This is a genomic window from Arthrobacter sp. TE12232 (assembly GCF_054062615.1).
Genome location: NZ_JBSSFK010000001.1, coordinates 3,742,064 through 3,754,265 on the forward strand (window position 1 = coordinate 3,742,064; position 12,202 = coordinate 3,754,265).

The 12,202-nt window shown below is 63.8% G+C and carries 6 protein-coding genes and 2 pseudogenes; 6 read left to right on the forward strand and 2 right to left on the reverse strand.

Going from position 1 to position 12,202, the window contains the following annotated elements:
- Positions 1-23 precede the first annotated feature (23 nt).
- Positions 24-3,068 carry a carotenoid oxygenase family protein gene (locus ACVWZ7_RS16785; protein ID WP_456508520.1) on the reverse strand — a complete coding sequence of 1,015 codons (3,045 nt, stop codon included), beginning with the start codon at positions 3,066-3,068 and terminating at the stop codon, positions 24-26.
- A gap of 210 nt (positions 3,069-3,278) precedes the next feature.
- Between ACVWZ7_RS16785 and ACVWZ7_RS16790 the strand changes: the two genes are divergently transcribed.
- Complete coding sequence (locus ACVWZ7_RS16790) at positions 3,279-4,568, forward strand: PucR family transcriptional regulator (RefSeq protein ID WP_344362607.1); 1,290 nt, start codon at positions 3,279-3,281, stop codon at positions 4,566-4,568.
- 384 nt (positions 4,569-4,952) lie between these two features.
- Here the strand turns inward: ACVWZ7_RS16790 and ACVWZ7_RS16795 are convergent, their stop codons facing one another.
- Entirely contained in the window at positions 4,953-5,867 is a 915-nt protein-coding gene (locus tag ACVWZ7_RS16795; protein WP_456508521.1) for a DMT family transporter, read from the reverse strand.
- A 432-nt stretch (positions 5,868-6,299) separates the two neighbouring features.
- Here ACVWZ7_RS16795 and ACVWZ7_RS16800 point away from each other — a divergent pair.
- From ACVWZ7_RS16800 to ACVWZ7_RS16820, 5 genes and pseudogenes are all read left to right on the forward strand, one after another.
- A pseudogene (locus tag ACVWZ7_RS16800) lies at positions 6,300-6,710 on the forward strand (IS110 family transposase); the annotation flags it as partial.
- Positions 6,693-7,059, forward strand: a pseudogene (locus tag ACVWZ7_RS16805) (cupin domain-containing protein). The pseudogenes ACVWZ7_RS16800 and ACVWZ7_RS16805, both read left to right, overlap by 18 nt.
- Positions 7,060-7,542: 483 nt before the next feature.
- Positions 7,543-9,324 (forward strand): ABC transporter family substrate-binding protein, encoded by a 1,782-nt coding sequence (locus ACVWZ7_RS16810; protein ID WP_116767310.1) that lies wholly within the window; start codon positions 7,543-7,545, stop codon positions 9,322-9,324.
- Between the two features lie 177 nt (positions 9,325-9,501).
- Complete coding sequence (locus ACVWZ7_RS16815) at positions 9,502-11,043, forward strand: ABC transporter permease (protein WP_456508522.1); 1,542 nt, start codon at positions 9,502-9,504, stop codon at positions 11,041-11,043.
- Between the two features lie 26 nt (positions 11,044-11,069).
- The gene (locus ACVWZ7_RS16820; RefSeq protein WP_456509132.1) at positions 11,070-12,200 is read left to right on the forward strand and encodes an ABC transporter permease; all 1,131 of its coding nucleotides are present in this window, start codon (positions 11,070-11,072) and stop codon (positions 12,198-12,200) included.
- Positions 12,201-12,202 lie beyond the last annotated feature (2 nt).

The following is a 12,202-nucleotide window of genomic DNA, read 5'->3' on the forward strand; positions in this document are numbered from 1 at the left end:
GATGTGCGGGACGTGCGGCTGGACTAGTTGGCATGTTCGCTGGCGAGGACCCGGAGGGAGTCTTCGATCTGCTCGCGGTCTGACCAGCTGCCGTGGAAGCCGAAGGGTACGCGGCCGGGCAGCTTCACCCGGGCGAGCGGGGTACGCCCGAATTCTGCTGTGTCATAGATGCACAGTTCGCTCAGCTCGGTCTGGCGGTTCCACCAGATGGAGAGCAGGTAGCCGTCGTCCTCGTTCACGGCCCCGGTCCGTGGGACGAAGATCGGTTCTGAGGGGTTGGTCAGGTCATCCAGCCCCTCGATCACCGTGACCGTTTCCTTAGTGAGGTCCGTCTTGGCCAGGCCGTCGCTCATGGTGTCGGCATCCCGGCCACGAGTGGTGGCGAAGTAGCCGAACTTGTGTTCCAGACCGACCTTGTTCGGGTTGATGGCCGGGAATTCACCCGCGATGTGGCTGGTGGCCTGGTTAGTGACGCGTCCGGTGTCGGTGTTGACGGTCCAGCGCCAGGGAATTGCGTTCATGAACCACTCGTGGGAGTCGACAGGGCGGGTGATGCGGTCCGCCGGCGTGCCAAAGCGCTCCTTGATGCGCGGAGCCTCAATGACGATTTCGTTGCCTCGCTCGTAGGCATTGAAGAAGTGGGTCGGGAAGAACGTCTCGTCGACCCGGTAGGTACGCACTTCATGGGTCGTCCGGTGCATGGTCACGATCTCGACGCCGTTGTTCGTGGCCGCGGGGTCCCACACCAGGCCCGGCTTGCCCTGGCCGATATTGGGTGCCAGGAACAGCCCCGGGGTTACAAAGAAGATCGCGTAGTTCTTGCTCACGGCGAAGTCATGGAACATCGACGGGGCGCTGGTGCTGAAGGCGAAGGTGTCGAGGACCTTTCCGTGCCGGTCTGCCTCGTACCAGGTGATGTTGTTCCCCATGTAGGAGTAGAAGAGCATGTTCCCGGTGTCCGGGTCGAGCTTGTAGTGGGCCGTGCAGGTGAATGGGACATCGCCGTTGAAGTCATATGTTCCGTACGTTTCCAGGGACTGCGGGTTCATCTGGTGCGGCAGTCCGCCCTCGAAGAAGACGAGCAGCCGGTCGGCGAGGACGCCGACGTTGGTGTTGGGAACGTTTTTCATGGGCGGGGCGCCGGCTGGAAGTGACGGGGCCGTGCCGCCGTTGACGAAACCGGAGTAGATAGCTTCTCCCGCCTCCATCTCGACCTTCAGCGCATCGGTCATGACCCATTTATTGCGGTATGCGGCCTTGCCGTCGCGGAGATATGTTGCGTAGACCATGCCGTCACCTTCGAACCAGTGGTAGCGGTCTGTGTTGCGGGGCTTGAACTTGGGGTTGGAGCCGGTTCGGAACAGGGCTCCGTCGAGGTCTTCGGGTATCTTGCCGATGACTTCGAGGTCGAAGGCGTCGGTTTCCTCGTGCCAGGGGGTGAAGGGGCCGTTGAGGAATTTGTTGTCTGTCTCCCACATGGTGGTGCCTTTCGGTGGTGGAGTTCTAGGATTTCTTGGCCGGGGAGGGCCAGGCCAGATGCCGTGGTTGCCCGGTGAGAGCGTTCCGGCGGGATCCAGCGCGTCCTTGAGGGAGGTGTAGAGGCGGTTCAGGGCGTGGTCGTTGAAGTCGAAGTTCTTTGCCACGTGCCCGATCAGTGAGGGGTGGGCGCGGTATTCGCTCCAGCCCCATTCGGCAGCCTTTTGACACATGAGTTCGACGGCGGCGTGTGCGGCTGCCGCTTCGGCGGGGTTGTTCACGTCGAAGAAGACCATGCAGGCGCCCACGAGGCTGCGGGTGTTGGCGATCCAACCGAAGCCCGCGACCAGTCCGGCTTCTTCGAGGATGGTCCGGACCATGAGCTCGTGTTTGGCGGCGGATTCGCCGTCGAACGGGATCGCGGGCGAGAAGTCGATGTGGCCCACGTTTTCGCCCATGTGCTTCCTCATCATGTCCAGCAGGAACATGTTGGGAATGCCGGCCGGGACCAGGTCCAGGGGGTGAACATCCTCGGGACTGACGTCGCCGCGGTAGGAGCGTAGGTCGACGGTGACTCCGGGCAGGTGGGCCACGGCGTCGGTAACAATGCGGCGTCGCGCCTCCACGATGGCTTCGTGGCCGTAGAAGGCAATGCGGGCGTGCCAGCGTCCCGGCGGCAGCGTCGCGGACAGCTTGGCCGCCTTCGACATGCCGGCAGTGTCCTCCATCGGGTTGGCCCGGCCGTCCGCTGGTTCCGGTGAGCTTGTGATCAGCGGCAGGCCCTGGATGGTGCCATCCAGCACGAGGGGGCGGAGCGCGTCGATGAGCGGGGCGATGTCCTCGTCGTTGTGGCAGATGATTGCCCCGGTGGTGAATACCTCCGGTTCGGGCATGAGCCAGACACCCATTTTGGACACGATGCCGAAGTTGGACTGCATGAACAGGCTGTCCAGGGAGGGGCCGAAGCCGCGTTTGTGCCGCTGCCACATGGGGCTATTGCTGATTGCGCCCAGGCCGGTGCGGACCACTTCGCCGGAGGCGAGGACCACTTCCATGCCGCAGACGGCGCTGGCGTGGTCGCCGTTGACGGTGTAGCCGTAGCCGTGGTCGAGGGTGTTTCCGACGATGCTTCCCCAACCGAGGTCCGGGACGGAAATCCAGAGCTTCAGCCCGCGGGCCTTGATCTCGTTGTAGAGGTCGAAGAAGCTCACGCCGGGCTCGAGCAGGGCGTAGCCGGCAGCTTCGTTGATTTCCAGGATCTTGTTCATCCGGCGCAGGCTCAGGACCACGGAGCCGTTGACCACCGGCGCGGAGCCGCCGTAGCCGTAGTTGCGTCCGGTGGAGGAGGTCCAGAGCTGGATCTGCAGTTCATTGGCAATCCGGACCACAGCCTGGATTTCCTCAACGGTGGAGGGCTGGACCACGAAGGAGGGCTGGTAGTCCCCGGCGTCTGCGCCTTCGTAGGGGTCGTGGAACTCCTTGACCTGTCTCTCATCCAGCAGGACGGCGTCGGCGCCGAGGACGTCGGTCATGCGGGCGATGGCCTGGGTCAGGACCGACGGCGAAGATTTGAGTTCGGTGGATGTTGTCATGTGCTGTGTCACGCTCCGTTGCTTGACGGGTGTTCAACTCCGAACACCGGTTGCTTCAAGTGTGGTGTGGCACACAGGGTTGGCTCTTGGTGCCGGACGGCAAGAAAAGTCGCTTTGTATGGCGCCTGGGAGCAAAGACGTCCCGACGGATCCCTATACTTGGCTTCCGGTGGGCAAGACCAAGGGTGGTTTGTGACAGTGATGCAATGGATGGAAAGTCTCCGCCCGACAGGGGATGGTGCGGTGGATGGCCCGGCGTCGGATCCGGAGATCATTGCCAGCGCCGAGACGGAAATTGGCGCGCCAGCCACGGCATGGGCCGTCGAGGCTGCCGCGGAGATAGTCCGCCAAGTGGATGAGGACTTCAGGCTCGCCGGGACACCCGGCATGATGACCGGTACCGAGCGCGAGGGCTGTGAAGCGTCCCTCCTCACAACCTTGATCGGTTTGCACCGCGGCACCGCGGCAGCTGACATCGTGGCTCCGCGCGGCGCTCAGGAAAATGTGCGTTTGTCCGTGCGGCAAGGCGTCCCGATCGGGTCCGTGCTGCGCACCGTCTGGGCCTGCCACACCCGGGTCCAGGATGCGCTGCTGGCCGTCATCGAGCACGAAGTCCCAGCGGACCGCATGGTCGCTGAAGTGCGGGAGCTCAACGCAGCCCTTTTTTCTTACGTGAACTCCTACGTCAGCGACCTCATGCACGGCTACGAAGACGAACTCTCCCTGTGGCATGGCAGGCTTCCAGCCGAACGGCTGAGGGTTCTCACGGCAATCCTCGACGGCGAAGAGCCCGGCGCGGACGCCGAACGCATTCTCGGCATCCGGCTCGGCAGGCACCATCTGGTCGCCTTGGCCTGGCCCGCCACCAGCGGGCACATCCCGGACCGTGAGGCGGCGCGCCAGCGATTCGGCACCGACGCGGCGCAGGCGCTCGGCGCCGCCGGCTTCCTGACCGTCGAGTACCAAGGCACGACGCTCTTCTGGTGGGGGTTCAACACACGCCCGCATCCCTCAGTGGCGAATGTGCTTCGTGCTGTACCACGTGCCGATTGGATCCACCTCGCAGCCGGACGGCCCGGCTCCGGGCTAGCCGGTCTTCGGGACAGCCACTTTGAGGCACAACAGGCCGCGCGGGTCGCACGGCTTTCGCCGCGGCAGAAATTCTGGGACTACGACGACGCCGGCATGCTGGCCCTGCTCATTGCCGACCCGCAGGGGGCCGCAAGATTCGTGCAGGTCCAGCTCGGTGGCCTGCTGGGCACAGATCAAAAACTAACCGACGTCCGCGACACGCTACGCCACTTCCTGCTGGCTGGCAGCAGCCGCCTCGCCGCAGCCCAAGCCTTGCATTTGGCCACGAACACCGTGGCGTACAGGGTCAAACGAGCCGCCGAGCTACTCGGCCGGCCGATCAGCGAGAACCCAGCGGTGACCCTTGCGGCGCTGGAGATGGCGCATGCGTTCCCGCATCTAATGGACGCCCCGGCGCTTGGGCAGTGACGGAGCGGGCGGAGATACCGAGGTGGATGCCTGCTCGCAAGGTATGCGCCGACATCCACCTGACGTGATGGTTCTCGGCTACGTAACGTGGTGGAATTTAGACTGGCGCTCTAACGTCTGGCGAGACCTCGGCCCCCTCGGCGGTCGAGAGACCGAGTTCACTGCTGCATCTCAGGAGTGTGCGATCCGGCATGGGACGACACTATTAGGAGGCCGCAAAGCGCGCGGCGGCCATGCCCGGTTGCCATTACCTTAGGGTTCCGTTCACGCCCGACGGCGAAACGCACAAGGTGGGTCCGGCTCCGACCGTGGCAGACACCGCACTGATCTGCCCGGCCAGAGGCATCAAAGTCTCCACTCTGAAACAGTTGTGCCGGGTCCGGGCTATTTGGCCGTAGCGCTGGCCGGTGCTTTTTTGACAGTGGCCAGCAGGAGGACTCCGGCGACGGCTGTGGCGCCGGCAAGCAGGAATGCGATGAATGCTTCTGCCGGGGCTGTGTCGGCCTCACCGAGGACGGCAATGCCCAGGGTGACGGCGACGAGCGGATCGATTACTGTCAGGCCTGCGACGACGAGTTCGGATGTCCCTCGGGTGTGGGCGTTTTGGACCAGGAATGTCCCGAACAGGGCGGCGATGATTAGCCCTGCCAGACAGGTCAGGGACAGCCATTCGAAGTCGCCCTGGAAGAGCCGGGCAATGACGGTTTTGGCCAGGGCCGCGACAAACCCGAAGAGGATCCCGGCTCCGGCCGTGAACACGACGGCGCCCCAGCGGTGGCGCCAGAGACCGAAACCCGTCCCGAGCGCGGCGAGGACAGCGCCGAGCAGTATCAGAATAGTGATGAGGTGCCGGTCGTTGATTTCAACATCCCGCGCGGAAACTGCAGCGACTGCAACGAACACCCCCACACCGGCAATGCACAGGGCCACGGATGTGAGCGCGCGGCGGCCCGGGGACCTCCGGGTCGTTCTGGCGGTAGCCAGGGTGGTGACCACAAGGGCGACCGCCCCGATGGGCTGCACAACGATCAGGGGTGAGAATCTCAGGCTCGTGAGCTGCAGGAGGATTGCCGCTCCCAGCATGGCTGTGCCGGCGAGCCAGGCCGGTTTGCCCAGGAGGGCTTGCAACCGGCCCCCGCCCATGCTCCCGGCTGCGCGCCCCGGTGCGGGCCCCTGCTCGTCTACGGCTTTGTGTTGGAAGAGGGTGCCGAGGGCCAGCAGGATCGCTCCGGCGAGGGCGATCGGGATGCCAAGCCAGTGATACGACGACAAGGTCGGCACGGCGACAGTCTGGATCATGATCCGACCCTACAGGTGGCTTGCCGCGCTGACCGCACCGTCTCAGCGTCTTCCTGTGAACGCGCCCGAAGATCCCGAAGCCCTTCCAGAGTTTCTCGAGCTGGCCGGTTCCCGCGTGAGAACGCCCTCCGCTTTTCTCAAGGGGCAGGAATGGACATGGCCGCCGGTGAGTCGGTTGGGGAAGGGACGGCCGTCCCGGACGGGCTCGAAGTCACGGTGTCTGCCGGCGTGGGCGTTGCAGTTGGCGACGGAGTCGGCCGGGGCGGAAGCGGGATTGGCACGTAGTCCGGCGGGTACTCCGGCAGCGGGACAGCGGACCTGGAGTCACACTCGGGTACCCATTGGACGTGTCCATGAAGAATGTCGTCATCGATCTGTTCAATATGTATGCGGCCGCGTCGCTGCATTCTGGCCCTTTGGGCCGCTATGTAGGTGCGAGGAGCTTTGCCTGCAGGGATCAGCCACAAAGCCCATAATCGCTGCGTCGTGATCGACGCGGACGGAAACCGGCTGCTCTCGCAGAAAATCCCCAACGACGAACCCGCCCTGCTCGAACTCATCGCCACCGTACTGAAACTCGCCGAAGGCTACGACGTCATCTGGGCGACCGACCTGAACCACGGCGGACCCGCGCTTCTGATCGCCATCCTCGTCGCCCACGGCCAGACCATCCTCTACATCCCCGGCCGGATCGTGCACCACGCCTCCAAGCTCTACCGCGGAGAGGGCAAAACAGACGCGAAAGACGCAGCCGTCATCGCCGACCAGGCCCGGATGCGCAAAGACCTCCAAGCTCTACGGGCCGGGGACGAGATCAGAACGGGCCTGCGGATCCTCACCGCTGGCGACGTGTGGCTGGATCCGATCGCTCTTCCCCACGAGAGCAACCAGACTATGGTCGTCGCAACCGTCCGCTTCGCTCCCGGCGCGCGGACGGCCTGGCACTCCCACTAGCACGGCCAGTACTTGCGCGTCACCCAAGGCGTAGGACGTTTCGGTACCCGGGACGGAAGAATCATCGAAGTCCATCCCGACCAGACGCCTTACACCCCGCCCGGGGGAGGAGCATTGGCACGCCACCGCCCCCGGCTCCTTCATGGAACACATCGCCATGCTGCAAGACGGCGAGGACCCGGCCAAGACCACCACCTGGGGCGAACACATCACAGACGACGAGTACAATGGCCTCTAACCACCTACGCCATTCACGGCCCGAAAAGTTGAGGTCCGCATCTCACATCGAAACGGCACCCCGCATCTAGGGCAGCTCTCGCATACGACAGTTGAGCAGAGGTTAGTCGGCTACGGAACGTGGTCGAATTCCGCTTCAACGTCTGATGTCCTCCGCCCGGCAGTGCGGTAATTCTGCCAAGTAAAGACGGATTAACTGGAAGGCCCCGATTTTCGGATCGGGGCTTTTCCTGTGTCCGGATCTATTAATCTTTTCCATCCCGGCCGTCAATGTTTCTGTGGAACGATGGCCCTGCTGAGCCTGTCCAATGTTGCAGCTCGGTAACGAACTTTACAGTGAGTCAACTTTGGTGGCTCTTGGCCGCATTTGGGGTTTACGCTTCATGCCATGTGAGACGGCCCACACTGCCGCTGGGGGAGTGTGGACGTCTGTCCGGCGCTGTAGGCGCCGGTCTCACCCACACCACAGAAACAAGGAGGCGGAATGCGCTTGGGTCGTATTTCCAAAGCAGTGGGCGTGGCGGCAGTAGCTGCCATCGCCCTCAGCGCCTGCGCAGGCAACAGCGGCGGGACAACCCCGTCAACTGCGGCCGCAGCAGGCAAGCAAGGCGGATCGGCAACCGTAGTCGAGGTCAACGCGTTCAACACGTTCAACCCGAACACGGCTGACGGAAACACTGACATCAACTCAAAGATCAGCTACGCCACGCACTCAGGGTTCTTCTACATCGACAACAAGCTCAACGTCGTCCGCAATGAGAAGTTCGGCAAGATGGAAAAGGTCTCGGACGACCCCCTGACGGTCAAGTACACCATCAATGACGGCGTGAAGTGGTCAGACGGCACGCCTGTGACCTCGGCCGACCTCCTGCTGCAGTGGGCCGCCTTCTCCGGCTACTACAACGACGCCAATGCGGACGCCAAGACCGGAACGTCCTACTTCTCCTACGCCGGTGACCCCACCGGCCTGGCGCTTACCGACTTCCCGGAGCTCAGCGACGACGGCAAGTCCATGACGCTGAAGTACTCCAAGCCCTTCGCCGACTGGGAAATCGCCCTCGGCGGCCCCGGCGTCGACATCCCGGCCCACGTCCTCGCCAAGAAGGCGGGCCTGGCCGACGCCAAGGCATTCGTCGACCTCCTCAAGGGCACTCCCCGCGGCGACGCCAAGGCCCCCAAGCCGGCGAACGCTCAGCTCAAGGCCATGGCAGACCTGTGGAACACCGGCTTTGACACCAAGACCCTGCCGGCCGATCCGAGCCTCTACCTCTCCAACGGCCCGTTCATCGTCAAGAGCGTCAACCAGGACCAGTCCCTGACCATGGTCAAGAACCAGGACTACAACTGGGGCCCGACACCCAACCTGGACGAAATCACCGTCCGTTACATCGGTGAGGCCCCCGCCCAGGTCCAGGCCCTCAAGAACGGCGAAGCCGACATCATCGCCCCGCAGGCGTCCGCTGACACCGTGGAGCAGCTCAAGGCGCTTGAGAGCCAGGGCGTGACGGTCGACGTCGGCAACCAGCTCGCGTACGACCACATCGACCTGAACTACTCGGGCCCCTTTGCCGACAAGAACGTCCGTGAGGCGTTCATGAAGGCCGTCCCGCGCGCGGACATCGTCGACAAGATCGTCAAGAAGCTCGACCCGAAGGCTGCTCCGCTTGACTCGCAGCTCTTCGTGCCGGATCAGGCCCCCTATGCCGACTCCGTGAAGAACAACGGATCCTCCGCCTACCAGGGCGTGGACATCGACGGCGCCAAGAAGCTCCTCAACGGTGCCACCCCCACGGTCCGCATCATGTACAACAAGGACAACCCCAACCGTGTCGATGCTTTCTCCCTGATCAGCGAGTCCGCCACCAAGGCCGGCTTCAAGATCGTTGACGGCGGCCTCGGCAAGTCCGACTGGGGCAAGGCCCTCGGTGACGGCACCTACGACGCCACCATCTTCGGCTGGAGCAACTCCGGTGTCGGCGTGTCCGGCGTCCCGCAGATCTTCAAGACCGGCAACGACTCCAACTTCAACAAGTTCAGCGACCCGGCAGCGGACAAACTGATGGACGAACTGATTGTCACCACCGACAAGAGCAAGCAGGACGGCCTCGTAACGCAGATCGACAAGATGATCTGGGATTCGGCCTACGGCCTTCCGCTCTTCCAGTCGGTTGGCGTGGACGCATACAGCGACCGCATCACCGGTGTGAAGTACATGCCGAACCAGACCGGCGTTTGGTGGAACTTCTGGGAATGGGCACAGAAGTAGCCCGCGACCGCAAGTAACACTGCTGGAAAGGCGTCGGGACCACAGCTTTCGGTCCCGGCGCCTTTCTGGCGACCTCCCTGGCGATGCCGTGGTTCCGCCGCCACATCGGCGGGAACCGGCCAAACTCCGCGACCGGCCCGGGCAATCCCCGGGCCCGAACTCCGAGGTTCTATACCAATGGTGACCTACATCTTCCGGCGGCTTGTGACTGCCGCCCTCATACTTCTCGGCGCATCCTACTTCGTGTATCTCCTGACAGCGGCGTCCGGCGATCCCCTGGAGGAGTTCCGTGCCAGCAACTCGCCGCAGAAGCAGCAGCTCATGGACGCGAGAACCGAGCTCCTGCAGCTGGACACCCCCGCCCCGCTGCGGTATTTCAAGTGGTTCGGCGGCGCGGTCCAGTGCCTCGTTCCATTCGCCAACTCGTGTGACCTCGGAAAGAACATCGCCGGCCAGCCCGTCACCGAGGCTCTCGGCTTCGCGCTCGTGCAGACCCTGACGCTCGTCACCGGGGCCACCGTGCTTGCCATCCTGATCGGCATCACCCTGGGCATCGTCACCGCGCTGCGGCAGTACAGCACGCTGGACTACGGCGTGACCTTCATGGCCTTCCTGTTCTTCTCCCTGCCGATCTTCTGGGTGGCCGTCCTGCTCAAGGAATTCGGCGCCATCGGGTTCAACAACTTCCTGCGAAACCCCGAGGTTCCGCTGCCGACGGCACTCGGCATCGGCGTCGTCGCCGGCGCGCTGACGGCGGTCGCGGCGGGCGGGGCCATGAAGCGCCGGCTGCTGACCGGTGCCATCGTCTTCGCCTTCGTCACCGCGGTGCTGATCTACTTCTCCGCCACCGAATGGTTCAAGACCCCGGGCCTCGGTCCCGTGATCATCGCCATCGCCGGTGCAGGCATCGCCTTCGCCGTCACCCTGCTCTCCGCCGGACTGAAAAACCGCAAGGCCCTTCAGTCGGCCCTGATCTCCGTCGGCGTCGGCGTCGTGCTGTACTTCGTCCTGCAGCCGCTGCTCAACGATGCGACGTTCCTCATGATCGTGATCCTGGCGGTCGCCTTTGTCCTGATCGGCATGGGCATCGGCTACGTGGTGGGGGGCTACGACCGGGGGCAGTCCATGCGGGCCGCGGCGATCACCTCCTTCCTGGTCGGCTTCCTGATCCTGCTGGATCGTTACATGCAGGCCTGGCCCAGCTACTTCAACAACAGCCGTGTGCGCGGCCGGCCCATCGCCACTATCGGTGCCAGCACACCGAACATTGAGGGTGACTTCTGGGTCCTGAGCCTTGACTCCTTCACCCACCTGATCCTGCCCACCCTGGCCCTGATCCTCATCTCGCTGGCCAGCTACACGCGGTTCACCCGTGCCTCGATGCTGGAAATCATGAACATGGACTACATCCGCACGGCCCGGGCCAAAGGCCTGAGCGAGCGGACCGTCGTCATGCGCCACGCCTTCCGTAACGCCCTGATCCCGATCGCCACGATCGTCGCCTTCGATATCGGAGCACTGATCGGCGGTGCAGTCATCACCGAAACAGTCTTCTCGGTCCGTGGCATGGGCTTCCTCTTCCTGGACGGGATCGCTCATGTCGACCCCAACCCGGTCATGGGCGTCTTCATCTGCGTCGCCATCACGGCCATGGTCTTCAATCTGATTGCGGACCTGGCCTACTCCGCACTGGATCCGCGCGTAAGGGTAAAATCATGAGCCAGCCAAGTCAGCAGGAAGTAATCATGGCCGAAGACGGCTCGCGGATATCAGCCGCGGCAGGAATTGAGCCGGTCCTCGAGGCAAAGGGCCTCAGCCAGGGCCAGATCGTCCGCAAGCGGTTCCTCGGGCACTCCGGCGCCATCATCGGCCTCGTGGTCTTCGCCCTCATCTTTGTCATGGCCTTCACCTCGGTGGGCTACCTGGGCATTCCGGGCTGGTGGAAGTACACCCACGAGCAAGTCTCCCCGCTGGTCAACGACGGCGCACCGACGTCCTCGCTGTGGCCCCTGGCCTGGGGCGAACATCCGTTTGGCCAGGACAGGATCGGCCGGGACCTGTTCGCCATGACCATGCGCGGCGCCCAGCAGTCCATCACCATCATGCTCGTGATCGGCCTCATCGCGGGCCTGATCGGCGCGGTGGTCGGTGCCATCTCCGGCTACTTCAGGGGCTGGGCAGAGGCCATCCTGATGCGCGTGACTGACGTCATCATCATCATTCCGGCCCTGCTGCTAGCCGCCGTCATGGCGCAGCTCGCCGGCCGCCGGGACCAGGGGAGCTGGTTCGCCTCCTTCGCCAGCACCAACGGCGTCCTGGCCCTCGGAATCTTCCTGGGCCTGATCAGCTGGGTAAGCCTGGCCCGCCTGATGCGCGGCGAATTCCTGTCACTGCGAGAACGCGAGTTCGTGGATGCGGCCAGGATTTCCGGCGCCAGCAATGCCAGGATCATCTTCAAGCACATCCTGCCCAACGCCGTCGGCGTGCTGATCGTGAACGTCACCCTGACGATGTCCGCGGCCATCCTCACCGAAACGGCACTGAGCTACCTCGGCGTCGGCGTCAAGGCCCCGGACACTTCCCTGGGCCTGCTCATCTCGCAGAACCAGCAGGCCTTCGCCACCCGGCCCTGGCTCTTCTGGTTCCCGGGCATGTTTATCGTGCTCATCTGCCTCAGCATCAACTTCATCGGCGACGGCCTGCGCGATGCCTTTGACCCGCGGCAGAAGAAGTTCAACGCCAAGAAGGCGGTGGACCACAGGGGGACTGCCGTGCCGGCAAGTGCTGTCACAGCCCCCGACGGTCCCGGGTATGAGCAATCCGGGCCCGAGGGATCACGGTACGACGGACCTGCCGACGGAACACAGGGCAAGTAGAT